Origin of the sequence: Rhodococcus artemisiae (genome assembly GCF_036327795.1) — a bacterium.
In the GTDB taxonomy this organism is placed as follows: domain Bacteria; phylum Actinomycetota; class Actinomycetes; order Mycobacteriales; family Mycobacteriaceae; genus Rhodococcus; species Rhodococcus artemisiae.
Genome location: NZ_JAUTXY010000029.1, coordinates 28,806 through 46,966 on the forward strand (window position 1 = coordinate 28,806; position 18,161 = coordinate 46,966).

General features: G+C 63.6%; 15 protein-coding genes and 1 pseudogene. 12 read left to right on the forward strand and 4 right to left on the reverse strand.

Going from position 1 to position 18,161, the window contains the following annotated elements:
• The first annotated feature begins 56 nt into the window (after positions 1 to 56).
• A complete protein-coding gene (locus Q7514_RS32100; protein ID WP_330137232.1) occupies positions 57 to 374 on the forward strand; it encodes an EthD family reductase in 318 nt (105 codons plus the stop codon).
• Between the two features lie 11 nt (positions 375 to 385).
• Here the strand turns inward: Q7514_RS32100 and Q7514_RS32105 are convergent, their stop codons facing one another.
• Complete coding sequence (locus tag Q7514_RS32105) at positions 386 to 1,249, reverse strand: acyl-CoA thioesterase (protein ID WP_330137233.1); 864 nt, start codon at positions 1,247 to 1,249, stop codon at positions 386 to 388.
• Positions 1,250 to 1,433: 184 nt separating this feature from the next.
• Here Q7514_RS32105 and Q7514_RS32110 point away from each other — a divergent pair, with 184 nt between their 5' ends.
• The 4 genes and pseudogenes from Q7514_RS32110 to Q7514_RS32125 form a co-directional block, all read left to right on the forward strand.
• A complete protein-coding gene (locus Q7514_RS32110) occupies positions 1,434 to 3,227 on the forward strand; it encodes an acetyl/propionyl/methylcrotonyl-CoA carboxylase subunit alpha (protein ID WP_330137234.1) in 1,794 nt (597 codons plus the stop codon).
• 1 nt (position 3,228) lies between these two features.
• On the forward strand, positions 3,229 to 3,981 hold the full coding sequence (locus tag Q7514_RS32115; protein ID WP_330137235.1) for an SDR family NAD(P)-dependent oxidoreductase: 753 nt from the start codon (positions 3,229 to 3,231) through the stop codon (positions 3,979 to 3,981).
• Between the two features lie 45 nt (positions 3,982 to 4,026).
• Positions 4,027 to 5,592, forward strand: a complete 1,566-nt coding sequence (locus Q7514_RS32120; RefSeq protein ID WP_330137236.1) for an acyl-CoA carboxylase subunit beta — start codon at positions 4,027 to 4,029, stop codon at positions 5,590 to 5,592.
• Between the two features lie 242 nt (positions 5,593 to 5,834).
• A pseudogene (locus Q7514_RS32125) lies at positions 5,835 to 6,383 on the forward strand (SDR family NAD(P)-dependent oxidoreductase); the annotation flags it as partial.
• Positions 6,384 to 6,525: 142 nt separating this feature from the next.
• Here Q7514_RS32125 and Q7514_RS32130 read toward each other — a convergent pair.
• The 3 genes from Q7514_RS32130 to Q7514_RS32140 form a co-directional block, all read right to left on the reverse strand.
• Positions 6,526 to 7,137 carry a TetR/AcrR family transcriptional regulator gene (locus Q7514_RS32130; protein ID WP_330137237.1) on the reverse strand — a complete coding sequence of 204 codons (612 nt, stop codon included), beginning with the start codon at positions 7,135 to 7,137 and terminating at the stop codon, positions 6,526 to 6,528.
• Positions 7,138 to 7,262: 125 nt separating this feature from the next.
• Positions 7,263 to 8,795: a class I adenylate-forming enzyme family protein gene (locus tag Q7514_RS32135; protein ID WP_330137238.1), complete on the reverse strand. Its 1,533-nt coding sequence runs from the start codon at positions 8,793 to 8,795 to the stop codon at positions 7,263 to 7,265.
• A gap of 132 nt (positions 8,796 to 8,927) precedes the next feature.
• Positions 8,928 to 9,998 carry an alkene reductase gene (locus tag Q7514_RS32140; protein ID WP_330137239.1) on the reverse strand — a complete coding sequence of 357 codons (1,071 nt, stop codon included), beginning with the start codon at positions 9,996 to 9,998 and terminating at the stop codon, positions 8,928 to 8,930.
• A gap of 462 nt (positions 9,999 to 10,460) precedes the next feature.
• Here Q7514_RS32140 and Q7514_RS32145 point away from each other — a divergent pair, with 462 nt between their 5' ends.
• From Q7514_RS32145 to Q7514_RS32175, 7 genes are all read left to right on the forward strand, one after another.
• Positions 10,461 to 11,585 (forward strand): substrate-binding domain-containing protein, encoded by a 1,125-nt coding sequence (locus Q7514_RS32145; protein WP_330137240.1) that lies wholly within the window; start codon positions 10,461 to 10,463, stop codon positions 11,583 to 11,585.
• A gap of 92 nt (positions 11,586 to 11,677) precedes the next feature.
• On the forward strand, positions 11,678 to 14,182 hold the full coding sequence (locus Q7514_RS32150) for an ATP-binding cassette domain-containing protein (protein WP_330137241.1): 2,505 nt from the start codon (positions 11,678 to 11,680) through the stop codon (positions 14,180 to 14,182).
• On the forward strand, positions 14,179 to 15,192 hold the full coding sequence (locus Q7514_RS32155) for an ABC transporter permease (RefSeq protein ID WP_330137242.1): 1,014 nt from the start codon (positions 14,179 to 14,181) through the stop codon (positions 15,190 to 15,192). The genes Q7514_RS32150 and Q7514_RS32155 overlap by 4 nt, the downstream gene beginning before the upstream one ends.
• A complete protein-coding gene (locus Q7514_RS32160; RefSeq protein ID WP_330137243.1) occupies positions 15,189 to 16,040 on the forward strand; it encodes a mycofactocin-coupled SDR family oxidoreductase in 852 nt (283 codons plus the stop codon). The genes Q7514_RS32155 and Q7514_RS32160 overlap by 4 nt, the downstream gene beginning before the upstream one ends.
• A 44-nt stretch (positions 16,041 to 16,084) precedes the next feature.
• Entirely contained in the window at positions 16,085 to 16,435 is a 351-nt protein-coding gene (locus Q7514_RS32165) for an EthD family reductase (RefSeq protein ID WP_330137244.1), read from the forward strand.
• A 43-nt stretch (positions 16,436 to 16,478) separates the two neighbouring features.
• On the forward strand, positions 16,479 to 17,339 hold the full coding sequence (locus Q7514_RS32170) for an LLM class F420-dependent oxidoreductase (protein WP_330137245.1): 861 nt from the start codon (positions 16,479 to 16,481) through the stop codon (positions 17,337 to 17,339).
• A gap of 82 nt (positions 17,340 to 17,421) precedes the next feature.
• A complete protein-coding gene (locus Q7514_RS32175) occupies positions 17,422 to 17,934 on the forward strand; it encodes a nuclear transport factor 2 family protein (protein ID WP_330137246.1) in 513 nt (170 codons plus the stop codon).
• Positions 17,935 to 18,161 lie beyond the last annotated feature (227 nt).

The following is an 18,161-nucleotide window of genomic DNA, read 5'->3' on the forward strand; positions in this document are numbered from 1 at the left end:
TGCCGCACGAATTGTCCGGCCGCTGCAGAACACATCGACTCGAGAAGGAAGACAGTATGCCCGTCAAAGTTGTAGCGCTCATCAAGTCTCTCCCCACGATCAGCCGCGAGGACTTCCTGCGCCACTGGCAGATCGAGCATCCCAAGCTTGTGTGGCAGTTGCCCGCGCTGGAGCGGTACGTGCAGAACCCGGCGATCGAGCACCGCAGCGAGTGGCCTTTCGACGGTATGGCAGAGCTGTACTTCCCGTCCGTCGCTGCGGTGGCGCATGCATTCGCAACGCCCGAGGCCGACGCACTGCGTGAACACGAGGAAGAATTCATCGGTGAACTGACATGGTTTCTCGCCGACGAGACCGATGTCGCCCAGCCCTGACAATGGTTTCCTCAGGGCTCACGAAGCAATCCCTCCTGCGTCGCCGACGCAATCCGGTGGCCGGATTCGCTGAGATAGGTGCACTCGCACAACGTCCGTCCACCGGTGGCAATCGGACTGGTTTGGCGGCACAGCAGCCACTCGTTGATCGATGGGGGCCGGTGAAACCACATCGCGTGGTCGAGGCTCGCGCCGGAGATGATCCGGTTGCCGTACCAGGAGCGCCCGTGGGGCATGAGAGCCGGATCGAGCAGAGTCAGATCCGACACGTACGCGAGCAGCGCGGCATGCACCAGCGGTTCCTCCCTGACCGGCGCGGCCGCTCGAACCCAGTACGCCTGATGTGGGTCCCGAACTCCCCCCGTTGCCAAGGCCTCCGGGTGATCGATGAATCGAATGTCGAAGGGATGCGGCTCCGCCCACCAGGCCGGCAGCACGTTCAGATCAGGTCGCAGTCGCTCGTCGAGCGAGGGCAACATCTCCGGCGAGGGCACAGGCGCCGCTTCGGACCACTCGTGGTCGGGGCCGCTCTGCCGTATCGCGAACGACAATTGCACGGTGGCGAGCATCGCCCCGTTCTGCCACGCCGAGACCGTACGAGCGCTGAACGAACGCCCGTCGCGCAACACGACGACCTCGTAGGTCACCGGCGTGCTCGAGTCCCCGCCGCGCAGAAAGAGTGCATGCAACGAGTGGACGTGACGATCGGATGCCACCGTTCGACCAGCGGCCATCACCGCTTGAGCGAGGACACAACCGCCGAACAGTCGCGGCAGGGCGCGCTCGGTGGTCGGCCCGAGAAACCTGCCATCGGGAAGGCAGACCAAGCCGAGTGCGTGCACCAACGATTCGAGCTGGGTAGTGGGTTCCGTCATCAGGTGGGTCCTCCTCATCTGGCCCGTGGGTCGATGATCCGCGGCTGTGTGTTGACCTGTGCCACAGAGGACTGTACCGTAAATACAAACGTACGCTCGTTTGTTTTATATTGTGCGAGTGCCGATCCGACCGAGGGAAACGCACTGCTGAAGCAACTTTTTCGAACAACTAAGGAGTCCGGGCATGCTGTCCAAGGTCCTCATCGCCAACCGCGGCGAAATCGCGACCCGCATCATTCGCACATGCGCTGAGGCAGGTATCCCCAGCGTCGCCGTGCACTCGCAAGCGGACGCGAATGCGCTCCATGTGCGACTCGCCGACGAAGCAGTCCTCCTCGGGGCGGCTTCGGCGACTGATTCGTACCTCGCAATCGACAAGATCATCGAGGCTGCGGCAACCACCGGCGCGCAAGCCGTGCACCCCGGGTACGGCTTTCTCGCAGAGAATGCGGAGTTCGCGAAGGCGGTCGAGGACGCCGGTCTGATCTTCATCGGCCCGCCGTCGTCGGCAATCAACGTGATGGGCTCGAAGATCGCTGCCCGTGAGATCGCGGCGCAGGCCGAGGTTCCTCAGGTTCCGGGTTCGCCGAGCACGATCGCCTCGGCCGCCGACGTCATCGCGTTCGGCGACGAGCACGGCTATCCTGTCGCGATCAAAGCCACCTACGGCGGAGGCGGCAGAGGCATGAGGATGGTGGCCTCCGCCGCCGACGCCGAATCCGCATTCGCTTCCGCGAAGCAGGAATCCGCCGCCGCATTCGGCCGCGACGACGTCTACCTCGAGCGGTACCTGTCGTCGGCACGCCACGTCGAGGTCCAAGTGTTCGCAGACAAGCATGGCAACGCCGTGTGGATCGGCGACCGCGACTGCTCGGTCCAGCGACGCCACCAGAAACTGATCGAGGAAGCACCCGCCCCTGGGCTGTCCGCCGATTTGCGCCGCGCGATGGGCGAGGCATCGGTCCGGTTGGCCAAGGCCGTCGGCTACGTCGGCGCGGGAACGGTGGAGTTTCTCGTCGAGGCCGATCAGGATCGCTTCTACTTCCTGGAGATGAACACCCGGATCCAGGTCGAGCACCCGGTCACCGAGATGACCCTCGGCTTGGATCTGGTCGCCGAACAGCTCGCCGTAGCGGCCGGAGAGCCGTTGTCGATCACTGAATCCGGTGCGACGCCCCGTGGTCACGCGATCGAGGTGCGCGTCAATGCCGAGGACACCCGTGGCGCCCTGTTCATGCCCAGCCCCGGCCCGATTTCCACAGTCGCAGCACCGACGCGCGCTGGTGTCCGCTGGGATGGCGGCTACGAGTCCGGTGACGAGGTCCAGCCATACTACGACAGCCTCGTCGGCAAGCTGATCGTGTGGGCCCCGACCCGCGAGCGCGCACTGGACCGGCTGGCCTTCGCTCTGGACGAGCTCGTCATCGACGGTGTGCCCACTACAGTGCCCGCCGCACGAGCGATCATCGCACACAAAGACTTTCGCAACGTAGAGATGCACACCAACTGGCTCGAGCGCGACATCGACTTCGCTTCCATGCTCGCACCGCTCGAGGAACCCGCTGACGCCGACGCCGACGCCGAGGAGGTCCTTCCCCGCAACGAGGTGTGGGTCGGCGACCGCCGGTACGTGATCCCGTTCTTCACGCCGGCCGGGCCTGCCGCTGCCACCCCCACAGCCGAGCCGGCGGCGCCACGCCGCGTCGCAGGGAGCGGCACCCGCAAGAAGCGCGGAGGAAGCGGCGCGGCCGCCAGCGGGGAGATCAAGAGCCCGATGCAGGGCACCGTTGCGCAGATCGATGTCGAGGTGGGCGCCACGGTCGAGGCCGGACAGGTGCTCATGGTGCTCGAGGCAATGAAGATGCAGAACCCGATCCGCGCGGCGATCGCCGGTGTGGTCGAATCGCTCGCGGTGAAGGTAGGCGAGGTCGTGCCGTCCGGGGCTGCGTTGGCGACTGTCACGGCGGGAGGCGAGTGACATGGCGGCACTGCACGGATCATCGGTTGCCGTGGTCACCGGCGCAGGCGGAGGCCTGGGTGCGGTGACCGCGAAGACACTGGGCGCCGGCCTCGGTCTGGCCGTAGCGTGTGTCGACATCGACGAAGCAAGCGCTACGCGCACCGCCGAGGAACTGCGAGGCGCCGGAATCGAGGCCGCCGCCTTCCCCGTAGACATCACGTCGGAAACAGCGGCTGCCTCACTCGTGGAATCGGTGCACACCGAACTCGGGTCCGTGTCGCACCTGGTCAACATCGCCGGAGTTCTTCGGCGAACGCATCTTGCGGACACCGACGCCGCCTCGTGGCGGATGGTCATGGACGTCAACGTCACCGCGCCGTTTCTGCTCACGCAAGCGTTCGCCGACGACCTGCGGACCGCCGAGTACGGTCGGGTCGTCAACTGCGCATCCTTCGCCGGCATCCGCGGGTACGAGTACCCCGCCTACGCCGCATCCAAGGCGGCGCTGATCAACCTGACCAGCTCGCTCTTGTTCGACTTCTGGGGCTCAGCGGTGACCGTCAATGCCGTCGCCCCCGGAGCAATGGACACCCCGATGCTCGACCGTGCGGCCGCCGAACGCATGGCCGCCAAGACCCCCACCGGACGAATCCTCGCCCCCGAGGACGTCGCGGCGGTGATCGGCTTCCTTTCAGGCCCCGCGTCCCGCGGAGTCAACGGAACCACCACGGTGATCGACGGAGGCGCCTCCCTACTGTTCAGCTACAGGTAGATCACCCTGAATCACCCTCATCACGAACATTTTTGGAGAACTCCGATGACTGACACCTTGGACGACACCCAGGCCTCAACCACCCATAGCCCCCACGACGAGCTGGAGGCACGGCTGACAGCAGCCCGACTCGGCGGCTCGGAGAAGCAGCGCCAGAAGCAGATCGAGGCGGGCAAGATGCTCGTCCGTGACCGGCTCGAGCTTCTCTTCGACAACAGCTGGAGCTTCGAAGACGGACTGCTCGCCCGCTACGACGAGGGACTGCCCGGCGACGCGGTCGTCACCGCCGTCGGCAAGGTCGACGGGCGCGATGTGGTGGTCATTGCGAACGACTACACCGTCAAAGCTGGCACCTGGGGCAAGCGGACATTCGAGAAGATCACGCGCGCACAGGAACTCGCCGACTCCACCGGAACCCCGATCGTGTACCTTTTCGACTCCGCCGGCGCACGCATCGACGAGCAGTTCGAGAGCTTCGTCGGGCGCCGCGCGTGGGGCAACATCTTCTACAACCAGGTTCAGATCTCCGGACGCGTCCCCCAGATCTGTGCACTGTTCGGCCCCTCCCCCGCCGGGTCCGCCTACGTTCCCGCCCTGTGTGATCTGACCATCATGGTCCGCGGACACGCCACCGCCTACCTCGGTTCCCCGCGTCTGGCGCAGATGGTCACCGGCGAGGACGTCACCCTCGAGGAGATGGGAGGCGCCGAGATGCACTCCACCACGTCGGGTCTGTCCGACGTGCTCGTCGAGGACGACGAGGAGGCGATCGCCGCGATCCGCGTCTGGCTGTCGTTCCTGCCGTCGAACTGGGAACAGGAGCCTCCGGTCACCGCCCCGGCCGAGCCGTCCGGGGGCCGCACGATCAAGGAAATCGTTCCCGAGGTCGAATCCGAGATCTTCGACATCCACGAACTCATCGATTCGCTCGTCGATGACGCGAGCTTCTTCCCCTACAAGCACCTGTTCGCGCCGGAACTCGTCACCGGCTTCGCACGCCTGAACGGCCAGAGCGTCGGCATCGTGGCGAACCAGCCCACCGTCAAGGGCGGAGTCATCTTCCCCGACTCCTCCGACAAGGCAGCCCGCTTCATCTGGATCTGCAACGCCTTCAACATCCCGATCCTCTTCCTGGTCGACATCGCCGGCTACATGATCGGTTCCGAGGTCGAACGCCAGGGCATCATCAGGCACGGCGCGAAGATGATCTTCGCGGTCTCCGAAGCCCGCGTTCCTCGTATCACCGTGCTGCTGCGCAAGGCCTACGGCGGCGGATATCTGGCGATGTCCGGCGCACCGATGCAGCCCGACGCGTTGATCGCGCTGCCGACGGCAAAGCCTGCGCTGATGGGCCCGGACGCCGCCGTCAACGGCATCCACTACAACCGCATTCAGGCGATCGAGAACCCCGACGAGCGCGCGGCGTTCATCGCCGAGAAACAAGCCGAGTACGCCGCCGGCATCGACGTGTTCAAGATTGCAAATGAGAACGCGGTCGAAGCAGTCGTCCCGGCTCACGAGTTGCGTAACGAGCTCACCAACCGTCTCGCGCTGTACCGCAAGCGTGACCGGACTGCACCGGCCCGACGCAACGGGGTCACTCCGGTATGACCGATCGGACGCCGCGCGGCGAGGAACTCTGCGGGGTCATCACGGGCGCTGCCAGCGGAATCGGCCGTGCCTGCGTCGATCTGTTCCTCGCCCGCGGCGCGCGGATCGACGCATAGGATCGCAGCGCTGAGGCGCTCGAATCCCTCGGCGTCGGCACCACGGTCGCCACACGTGTCGTCGATGTCACCGTTGCCGTTGCCGTTGCCGTTGCCGTTGCCGTTGCCGTTGCAAGAGCCTCCCATTCTGCTCAGGAGAAATGGCGGCGGGTCGATTTCGTCGTCAACTGCGCCGGCGCGTTCCTCGTCGGACCGCTTTCCGACGTGACCGCCGGCTCGGTACGGGCACTGTTCGATGTCAAAGTTCTCGGTACGACACTGGTCACCCAGGCCCTGATGCCCGCACTGATCGCGAGTAGGGGCTCGGTGGTCAATGTTGCGAGTGCGGTCGCACTCAAAGCAACACCGAGCAACTCACACTACGCGGCGTCGAAGGCCGCGGTCGCTCACCTGACCAGATGCTGGGCACTCGAAATGGGCCCTCAGGGAGTGCGTGTCAATTGCGTTGCGCCCAGTCCGACAGCAACGCCGATCTACCGGTCGGCGGGCATGAGCGAAGAACAGGAGGCGACGCTTCTACGTGAGCGTGCGTCCACCATTCCGCTTCGGCGTATCGGAAGTCCTGACGAAACCGCCGGTTGGATAGCCAGGTTCGCTCTCCAAGACAGATTGGACCACCGGAGCCGTGCTGCCGATCGACGGCGGTATGTCCCTCTGATACCGACCATCGAATGAGACGGTGCCCGCGCTCTGAATGCGGGCACCGTCTCATTCTGGCGATCTGCGACGCGATGTCGCGACTCCTCCGCTGTCGCGGTGATACACATATGCACATGCCGGTGGAGCGGAAAGCACTCCACCGGCACCGACACCGAGGTCAGCTGTTCTCGTCGACACCCAGCTGACGCAGTGCCATCGTGATGTAGGTGTTGACCACCTTGTCGAGGGATTTCGGTCCGCCCGACTTGTACCAGGACGACACGTGGGCCCCTTGAGCAAGTACCGAGTAGGTCTGCAACTTCGCATCGAGGACGTCCGCGTCGGTTTCCTTCGCGACGTTCTTGACCAGCGACTGGATCAGCTTTTCGTACTCCGCGCGCCTTTCCAGCACCTCGTCGAGATCACCGTCGCTGAGAGCACGAAGCTCGGAGTTTCCGATGAACACCTCGCGTGCGTGTTCGGCGTGGTATCGGATGTGGCAGTCGACGGCGGCCTTGAACTTGCTAACCGCGCCCGGTGCGGCGTTCTCGACCGCCGCGTGCACAGCCTCGAGCAGCTCGTCCATCACCGACACCATGATGTCTTTGAGGAGCTCCTCCTTGCCACTGATGTGGTTGTAGAGGCTGCCTACCTGGATCCCGACTTCGGCCGCCACCGTGCGCAGGGACGTGGCTTCATAGCCGTGAGCGTAGAACAGTTTGGCTGCCGCCTCACGAATGGCCGTGCTGGTGCGGATACCACCGCGCGTCACCCGAGTTGCCCGAGTCACTGTGCCTCCGAAGGGGTCGAGTCGGCCTTTCGGGGTCCGACTGAGCAGATCTGAAAACAATCGTACGTTAGCTGAAGCACGTTGCCAGTTGCGGCTTCAGCTTTCTACCGCAGCATCACAGGACGTCACCACCCCATAGCGCTCCGGATGTTCGTCTTGACGATCTTTCCACTGGGGTTGATCGGCAACGCGTCGGGACCGACGAGGGCAATGAGCTTGGGAACCTTGTATCCGGCGAGGTGCTGACGGAGAAAGCCGGCGATCTCGGGTTCTGTAACGGATTTGCCGGGCCGGACAGCGATCACGGCGCGAACCTCTTCGTCCCATTCCTCACTGGGCACCCCGATGACGGCGGCCTCCATCACCGCGGGGTGGGTGTGTAGCAGCTGTTCGATCTCGGAGCTGTACACGTTCTCGCCACCGGTCTTGATCATGTCCTTGGCTCGGTCGCGGAAGAACAGGTATCCTTGTTCATCCCTGACCGCGAGGTCACCGGTGCGCAGCCAGCCGTCCCGGAGCACCTCCGCGGTAGCCTCCGGCCGCCCGAAGTACCCCGTCATGACGTTGGGGCCGCGCACACAGACCTCACCGATCTCACCGGTTGCCGAAGGCTTGTCCTCGAAGAGATCGCGTAGCTGAACCTCGGTGAGCAGATACTCGGTGCCGATCGATCCGTCGATTTCAGGCCGGAGCATGTCGTGGGGCAACAGCCGGCTCACCATCGGACCTGCCTCGGTGAGCCCGTACCGGAAAAACAGGTCGACATCCGGGATGAGCTCCGACACCGCAAGCTTGTCCGGCATGCGCAGCAAACCCGCACCGCTGTGCAGTGCTTTGAAGTTGCGACGGAATCCGTCGGTGTCGAACACCCCTGCCTTGAGCATCCTCCGAATCATATTCGGCACCAGGAACATATTGGTGATCGACTCGCGTCCAACCAGCTCGGCGATCTCGTCCTCGACGAACTTGTGCGCCAACACGGAGCTGTTGCCGGTCACATAGAGCGGAAGGAACCAGCAGAGCAGAGCCGCCGAGTGGAAGAGCGGGGTGACGATGAGACCTCGGTCGTTGGGCCGGGCACCGATGCGACAGTCGGCAATCTCGTTGATCGCATTGGTCAGGATGGCCGTGTGCGAGAGCACCACTCCCTTGGAGAAACCGGTGGTTCCGCCTGTGAACAGGATGCACGCGGGATCGGAGGCGGACACGGGAACGCTCGGGCGGTCCCCTGCCTCAGCAGCAACAACACGTTCGAACTCGTCGCCTTCGTGCACGACGGTAATCGGCGCCTTCAGCTCGCCTCCGGATTGCGCATCGGCGATCGCCGTATCGAATCCGTCACCGACCAGCACCACCTTGGCACCCGTTTCGTTGATGCCGTGCGCAAGTTCTTCGGTTGCCCACCGCCAGTTGTACGGGACATAGGCCGCACCGGCCGCCGCGATACCGAGGAAGGTCTCGATGCTGAAGACAGTGTTTCCCGCCAGAACGCCGACAGTGTCGCCCGGCGCGACGCCCAGCTTCCGCAGGCCCGCCGCGATCCGCCACGCACGATCAGCGAGTTCACCATGTGTGAGCCGGCGACTTCCGTCGAAGATTGCTTCGCGATGAGGCACCAACCGCTCATTGCGGCGGATGGCGTCGACGAGAGTAAGCATGGTTCTCCTTCAGTACCTGCACAAGAAAGTGTGTTACCCAACACTACGGCAGACGTACGTACGTTCGCTAGTAGCATTTGCCGCTCCCGGCGTCCTACGAGCCACCGACGCCTCGCAGGACGCCGCAGCACATCAGTCGGTCGCGGCTTCGAGGTAGTCGATGTAGCCCTTGTCCCCACCGGAGTAGAACGTGTCGACGTCCGGCTCGGCGAGGTCGATGCCGTCACGCAGTCGTCGCACCAGATCCGGGTTGGAGATGAAATACCGGCCGAAAGCGATGAGATCGGCACCGCGGTTCAGCCAGCGGTCAGCGTCAGCCTTGCCCACGAAGCGCGCGCTGCCCACGCTCGCGGGGTTGACGATGAGTGGCCCGGTCCACGCCTTCCGAATGTCGTCGTTGAGCGCGTCGGATGCGGTCTCGAGGATGTGAAGGTAGGCCAACCCCAGCGGGTTGAGTGCCTCGATCAGCGTGCCGTACAGACCGGCCGGGTCGCTCTCGTTCATGTCGTGGAACTTCCCGCCCGGGGAGAACCGAAAACCGACACGATCGGCACCAATCGCTTCACTGACGGCAGTCGCCACCTCGACCGCAAAACGAACGCGGTTCGCGTGCGAGCCGCCGTACTCGTCGGTGCGCTGATTGCTGTTGTCCGAGAGGAACTGCTGAATGAGGTAACCATTGGCACCGTGGATCTCGACTCCGTCGAAGCCCGCTGCGATCGCCCGCTTGGCGGCGTCGACGAATGCCTCGATCTGCTCCTGAATCTGCGCGACCGTCATCTCCACGGGAGTTACGAACGCCAGGCGACCACCGGAGTTGAAGATGGTGCCCTGCGCGGCGACCGCAGAAGCAGCGACCGGCTGCATTCCATTGATTTCCGGATGGCCGACTCGCCCGCCGTGCATCAGCTGAGCGAAGATCCGACCGCCGACATCGTGAACAGCCTGGGTGACCGGCCGCCAGGCCGCTTCCTGCTCGTTGTTGTAGAGGCCGGGAATGTTCGGCTCCGACTGGCCCTGCTTGGAAGGCGAGATGCCTTCACTGACGATCAGGCCCGCAGTCGCGCGTTGCGCATAGTAGAGCGCCGCATTGCCGCCGGGAACCCCGGTAGCACTTGCGCGCACCCGGGTCATGGGGGCCATCACCACCCGGTTCTGCAGCTCGATCGATCCGAGTTTGTAGGAATCGAAAAGTGAACTCACGTGTCCTCCTTCTAGGTGCCGACAGGCGACAGGGGTTGAATCTCGTATTGCGGACCACACCGGGACCGGCTCCGTCGTGCTCGTGACGCCGATCAGACAGCTGATGCGGATCGAATGACGCGATTCGACAGAGTTGATCGCTCACCCGAGAACGGAAACTGTTGCAATCACGCCTGTTTCGCACTCGGTTCATTCCGCTGCCGTCAGACCCCACTAAAACGTACGAGCGTTTGTATGTCCAGTATTGATGGTGATCGCTATCACGTCAAGTCGGCGAGACGCCATGCCCACGAGGCACGAATTCGCATCCTGTCGAACCCTCCGAAAGGGCTTGACGTAGATCACCGAATAGCGGAGAGTGTGCTCTGTGCCACATACGAGCAAACGTTCGTCTGTGTTCACACCCCACAACTTTCCTCCCTGATCAACACCAGCCTTGATCAACACCAGTAAGGAACTTCCATGAACGCTTCGACCTGCCGTCGCACGGTGTTCGCCGCCGTCGCGCTTGGTGCAGCACTCACTGTTGCGGCGTGTACGGCCAACGCACCGGCCGAGTCAGGTGGGGGAGCCGCAGGGTCGACCAGTGACGGAGGCCAGGCCCTGCCGATCGATCAGCTGTGCGGGGACGCCTCGATCAAGGTGGCCCACGTCGCGGGCTTCGGCGCCAACTCCTGGCGCAGGATCACCCAGGCCGAAGTCGTCGACGAGCTTTCCGCATGCCCGAACGTCACCGTCGAGTACAACCAGGCCGACAACGACTTACAGAAGTACATCACGGCGATCAACTCGTACACCGCGAAAGGTTTCGACGCGATCATCACCTACGACGACTTCGGCAGCCAGGCACTCAACGCACTGAAGAACGCCCACGACGCCGGCGTCGTAGTGGTCCCCTACATCGCCGATCCCGGCGGCACCGTCGGCGTCGACTACGACGGGTACGTGCAGTACGACTTCGACACCGAAGGCGACACAATGGCCAAGTGGCTGCACGAGCAGATAGAACCCGGCAGCAAACTTCTGTTCAGTGGAGGACTTCCGGGCGGAAGCCCATCCACTGTAGCCCTGTGGGAGGGCCTCATGGAGACCTCCGAGGAGCTGGGAAATGCGTTCTCACCGCTGACCGGTGAACCACAGCCTTCGAATTGGGATGCCGCGTACGAGCAGCGCGCGATGGCCGGCGCACTCACCAAATACCCCGAGATCGACGCAATGGCATCGGATTACGGCGTAGCGTCGAAGGGCGGACTTCGAGCATTCGTCAATGCGGGTCGGCCGATTCCGCCGTTGGCAACCTCCGCGACGGACAATGAGCTCGGCTGCATGTGGCTCCAATACCACGAGACGAACCCGGACTTTCAGCTGCTGACCCTGGACGGCACCACCACCGTCGTACGCATCGCCGCGCGCAAGGCCCTCGCAGCAGTCAACGGCCTACCCGACAACGAGCCCGAGCAGTTCGAACTGATCACTTTCATCGACACCCTCAATGGCAAGCTTCCCACCTGCCGCGAGGACCTTCCCCCGGACGCCGACCTGTCCTCAGCGCTCACCCCCGAGCAGCTGCAGGCCGTCTTCCAGTGACGCGGCGAGCATGACCACGAGGAGTCACCGTGACCATCACACCACCAGATGACGTGAAGTCAGTGTCCGATGCAGAGATTCAAGAAAGACCAATGGCCGATCGGACCGACAAAGACGTCGTACTGCGTCTCGATTCCGTAGACAAGAAGTACCCGGGCGTGCACGCCATCAACGAAGTGTCTATCGAAGTACGCCGCGGCGAAGTGCACGCGCTTGTCGGCCAGAACGGTGCCGGAAAATCGACTCTGGTCGGCATCGCAGCCGGCTCTGTCACCGCGGATTCCGGCGCCGTGGAGATCGGAGGCGCTCGCGCCACCAACCCGACACCCCAATGGTGTCGGGAGCAGGGGCTGGCCATCGTCTATCAAGAACCGGCTCTCCTGCCGGACTTGACGGTGGCCGAGAACATGCGTCTGAGCATGCCCGAGCACCTGCGTCCGGCGGTCGAGAGCCAGATCAGTTGGGCTGACGAGATACTCGAGCAGTGGAGCAATGTCGCCTCGATCGACCCGACCACACCGGTGCGCGAACTGCAGCCCGACGCGCGCTTCGTCGCCGAGATCGCCAAGGCCCTAGCGGAAGAGCCCAAGGTAGTCGTCCTCGACGAGCCTACTGAGCATCTACTGCCCGCGGCGGTGACAGAGCTGTTCAGGTTGATCGCGGAGCTCATCGACGCCGGCGGTGCGGTTGTCTACATCTCGCATCGCCTCAACGAGGTCAAGCAGATCGCGCACACGGTCTCGGTTTTGCGGGACGGCGCTCTGGTCGGCACCTTCGCCGGAGAGAGCGTCACCGAGCAGGACGTGGTCAACCTTGTCGTCGGGCGCGAACTCACACGGACATATACCCGCGAAGCAGCCCGCACGGCCTCGCTCGCCGACACGCTGCTCGAAGTCACGGACTTCTCGGCTGACCGCTTCTCGAACGTGGACTTCTCGGTACGCGCAGGTGAGATCGTCGGATTTGCCGGCGTGGAGGGGCAAGGTCAGCGCGAGGTACTCCGAGCACTCGGCGGACTGACCTCCAACCGCGGGACAGTCTCCCTGGCAGACCGCGCGGTGAAGACCTCCAGTCCGACGGCGGCGCTCGATGGGGGCATCGCGTACCTGACACACGACCGTCACAACGAAGGCATCCTGCCCGGACTCAGTCTGCGCGAGAACGCGTCGTTGTCCGCGTTCGACAGGGTTTCCCGGCTGGGTGTCATCCGCCGATATCGCGAACGCAAGATCACATCGGAGACCTTCGCGTCGATGAGGGTCAAGGCCCCGTCCCCCGAGGTCGACATCGCCACCCTCTCCGGTGGCAACCAGCAGAAGGTGGTCCTCAGCCGCGTGCTGATGACCGAATCCAACCTGATCCTCGCGGACGAACCTACCCAGGGCGTGGACATCGGCGCACGGGAGGAGATCTATTCGATCCTGCGCGAGGCCTCCGTTCGGGGCGCTGCGATCATTGTGCTCTCCTCATCTGCTGCGGAACTCGAGCAACTCTGTGACCGCGTGATCGTCTTCTCTCGAGGCACGATCGCGAAGGAACTCTCCGGTGAAGACCTCTCCGAGCACGGTATCGCCCAGGCCGTACTGAGTGCGACGAGCACCCGGAGCCGCGTCGAGACGACCCTGAAGAAGGTCACGCTGGGCAGGCGCATCGCCCGCAACGATCTCGCACCCGCGGCGATCCTCGCAGCGGCGACGGTGCTGTTGGCATTCGTGGCGATCAGCCAGAGCGACTTCTACTTCACGTCGAGGAATTTCGGACTGGTCCTGCCACTTCTCGCTATCCTGATATTCTTCGCGATGGCACAGCAGGTCGTGATGATGATCGGCGGTATCGACCTGTCGGTCGGCCCATTGGCCGGATTATTGGTCGTCGTAGGTTCCTTCGTGTTGTCGGCCTACCGCTCCCCCGTCGGGATGGTTCTCGGACTGTTGGTGTTGGTCGTTGTCGCAGCGGTCGTCGGCCTGGTGAACTGGACACTCGCGGTGGTAGTGAAGATCAACCCGCTGATCGCGACGCTGGTCACCTACACTGCGATCCAGGGCATCGCCTATCTGCTGCGACCGCTGCCCGAGGGCACCATCGATCCTGTGTTCCTCTCCCATATCAGCAACAAGATCGGCTTCGTGCCGATCATGGTGATCGTGGCAGTCGCCGTAGCCGTCATCCTCGAGTACTCCTTGTACCGCACGCTTTTCGGAATCCGATTGCGAGCCACTGGTTCCGACCACAACACAGCCGACCGCGTCGGTGTCCGGACCAAACTCGTCGCCCTCGCTGCCTACATCGGTTGCTCGGTCCTGGTCGTACCCGCTGCCCTACTCCTCATGACACAGGCAGGGACCGGCAACGCCGGCATCGGCGACAGCTACACCTTGGCGAGTATCGGCGCAGCGGTATTGGGTGGTGCGTCCATATTTGGCGGGCGAGGTTCCTTCATCGGGGCCTGCTTCGGTGCCGTACTCGTGATCCAGATCAACACGGTAGTGCAGTTCTTGGACCTCCCGCTGTATTGGCAGCAGTGGCTTCTTGGTGGTCTGACGATCGCTGCCGCAGCCCTGTACTCGCGGGCCCGCACCCTCACTGAGAGGAAATGACCGTGACCACCACCCCCACCCTGGGAGACCCCCGAACCGAGCATGGACGACGCTGGTCGTTCACCTGGACAGCGACGTCTTCGGTCATCAGCATCACGGTTGCCCTGTTCCTGTTCAGTTGGCTGGTTGCCCCCGGTAGCGTGTCCGGTAGCGCCATCGATTCGCTGCTGCCGTTTGCGGGCATCCTCGCGATCGCCGCTATCGGCCAGACCCTCGTGGTCATGCTGAAAGGCATCGACCTGTCACTTCCCGGGATGATGACACTTGCGGCACTGGTGAGTAGCCAGTATGCCCAGGACCACGGCACCATCCTCAGTGCGTTGGCAGTCGTGACGGTCCTCGCGATCGTCGTAGGATTGGTCAACGGGATCGTCATCTCGGTGTTCTCGGTGACACCCCTTGTCGCCACACTGGCAGTCAACGCGGTACTGATGGGCGCCGCCCTCGCATACTCAGGAGGCACACCCACTCGGGCACCGAAGAGCGTGTCGGACTTCTCCCTCGAGAAGACACTCGGGGTGTCCAACACCGTCTGGCTCGCTGTCCTGCTCGTAGTAGTCACGGTCTTCGCGACCGGCTACACGACGTGGGGCCGCAAGGTGGTTGCCGTGGGCTCGAACGAGCGCACCGCACGGGCCGCAGGTGTACATACCGGACGCATCAAGATCAGCGGCTACGTGGCAGCGTCTCTGTGCTACAGCGGCGCCGGAGTTCTGCTCGCTGGATACGTCAGTACCCCGAGCACCAACGCCGGCACCAGCTACCTGCTCCCCGCCATCGCCGCCGTCGTGGTCGGCGGGACTGCACTCTCCGGTGGCCGCGGCAACATCATCGGCTCCGCGGTGGGAGCGCTGTTCCTGAGTCAGCTCACCCAGCTCGTGCTCTCGCTCGGTGCGCCGTCCTCCACACAATTTCTCGTCCAGGCCGCCGTCATCGCGATCGCCGTCGGCGTGCAGCAGCTGGACCTGTACCAAATCACCCCTAGGCTCTCGAGAAAGGCTTCTTCATGACAAGTAACGGTCAACGTCTGAACGGCAGGGTCGTGTTCGTTACCGGTGCTGCCCGCGGCCAAGGCAGGTCTCATGCCCTGACCCTCGCCGGTGAGGGAGCCGATCTCATCCTGCTCGACTCGGTCCGCCCGATCGACCAGGTGAACTACGCCATGCCGACCCGTGCCGACCTCGAAGAGACCGCCCGCCTCGTCGAGAAGTGCGGCCGCAAGGCCGTTGTGATCGAAGCCGATGTACGTGACGAGGCAATGATCGCAGCGGTTGCGGACGCCACCACGGAACTGGGACGACTCGATATCGTCGTCGCCAACGCCGGTGTCCTCGGAGCAGCCAAACCCTCCTGGGAACTCACACGCGCGGAATGGGACACCCTGATCGACATCAACCTCACGGGTGTCTGGCAGACGATGAAAGCGGCGCTGCCGCACATCATCGCCGGCGGCCGCGGTGGCTCGATCATCGCGATAAGCTCCATCGCAGGTGTCCGGGGCGTACCCAACGTCGCGCACTATACTGCCGCCAAACACGCATTGGTCGGTCTGGTCGGCTCCGTAGCGAACGAGGTAGCCCCACAGAATATCCGGGTCAACACGGTGCACCCGACCAACGTGCGCACCGACATGATCGACAATCCGACTGCGGCCAAGATCTTCAGGCCGGACCTCGAACGCCCGACCCTCGACGACGGCGTCGAGGTACTCGGCCGAATCAACCTTCTGCCAGTGCCGTGGGTCGACAGTACCGACATTTCCGAGGCCGTGCTGTGGCTCGCCTCGGACGAATCCCGGTACGTCACCGGGACCGCACTGCCGGTCGACGCAGGCATGCTCGCGAAATACCCCGGCTGACAGACACAGCCACAACCCATCTCACCGAATTAAGGAGAAATCCCATGTCCCACAACGGTGGACCGGTCCGCACCATCGCCCTCATCGGTCGCAAGCCCGGGATGTCGTTCGCAGAGTTCGACGAGTACTGGCGCGAGAAGCACACGCCGTTGGCCGCTCAGGTTCCCGGCGTCATCCGCTACGTGCAGCGCCACGTCGTGCCACAGGACGGCGCTACCGAGCCGGACAACGGCTTCGGCATCGACGGTCTCGCTGTCCTCGACTATGAGAGCGCCGAGGCCATGAACGCCGGCTGGGCCTCGGAAGCCGGCCAGGCCGCCCTCGCCGACGTGGACAACTTCATCGGCAAGCACTTCGTCGTCGTTCTCGACGATCACGTTGTCATCGGCGACTGAAACCGACCGAACATCAGCAGTCAGTGAAACGAGAGAGCCGATCATGGATGTAGGCGTAGTCTACTTTTTCACCGACCGAGGCCCGAGCCCTGTCGACTTCGGGCAGGCAGCCGAAGCCTATGGCTTCGAATCTCTGTTCGTGCCCGAACACACACACTTTCCCGCGTCCCGCAGAACGGAATACCCCGTCGCTTACGGCGGTCCGGAACTCCCCGAGTTCTATCTGCGGACCTACGACCAGATCGTCACGATGACCATGATCGCTGCCCACACGCAGAAAATCATGCTCGGGGCCGGAGTGTGCCTGCTCGCGCAGCACGATCCGATCGCCAAAGCCAAACAGATCGCGAGCCTCGATCATCTCTCCGGTGGTCGCGTGATCTGCGGCGTGGGGATGGGGTGGAATGTCGAAGAGGCCGAGGCGCACGGAGTCGTATGGAATCGACGCTATTCCACGGTCCGGGACAAGCTCAAGGTGATGCAGGCTCTCTGGACTCAGGATGAAGCCAGCTTCGACGGAGTCCGCGCATCACTCGCGCCGTCCTGGGCCTGGCCGAAGCCGATTCAGGAGAAAGGGCCGCGCACATATCTCGGTGGCGCGGGGCCCACCACAATGAGGCACGCGGCCGAGTGGGCCGACACCTGGTATGTGGTGCCACCGGCCGACGATCCGACTCTGGAGCAGAGCATTCCGAAGTTCCGCCGCGTCGTCGAAGAGAGCGGACGAGATCCCGATTCCGTCGGGATCGCAGTCGCCTCAGCTCCACCGGACCCCGCGATCCTGAATACCTACCGGGAACTGGGCGTCGAGCGAGCCGTGCTGTGGGTGGATCCCGCCGACGATCCCGGCGAGGGAATGCGCAACCTCAAGACGGTGTCGAAAGTGCTTCCCGATATCACCTGATTTGCAGGATCACTCATCTTTCTGCTCCGCCAGGAACACATCCGCCGGAGCAGTCACGAACACAAACAAAGGACACACCACCATGGCAACCATCACCGATGACGTGACGGTCAGCGAACTCGCACAGCGGCTGAGCCGCCTTGAGGACCTCCGCGCGATCGAACAGCTCAAGTACCGGTATGCCGGTTACTGCGACAACGGATACGACCCCGACGGGATCGTGAGCCTGTTCGTCGAGGACGGCCGCTGGGTCGTCGACGGCGAGGGGGGCACCATGACCGGCCACGATGAGATCAAGGCACATTTCCGCGCGTTGTCGGACAAGATCACCTGGGCGCTGCACTACATGATCGCCCCGCGAATCGAACTCTCCGACGATGGCCGGAGCGCCACCGGCTACTTCTATCTGCTGTGCCTGTGCACCATCGAGAACAGCGCGGACAGTACGACGAAAGACCCGGTCATCCTGACCATCAACTACACCGACCAGTTCGTCAAACGTGACGGTGCCTGGTATTTCCAGGAGCTTCTCGGCAAGACACATCAGGTCTCCAACTGGGACCAGGGCTGGGTCAAGCAGCCCTTCCGGGACTGAACGATCCACATCCCGTCGCCACGTGTGCGGGCCCCGCAGATCTGCCATCTGGCGGGTTCACATGTTCGTCGCAACACTCTCAACGAGAGGTTGCGACGAACATGTCGTTTACGGAGGACCGCGACCGGTTCGGTGACCAACTGGCACGGCTGATCGATGCCGGGGTTCCGGTGAAAGAGGCCGCGGTCGCGATCGGGCTGCCCCGGCAGCGGTGCTACGCGATCTTG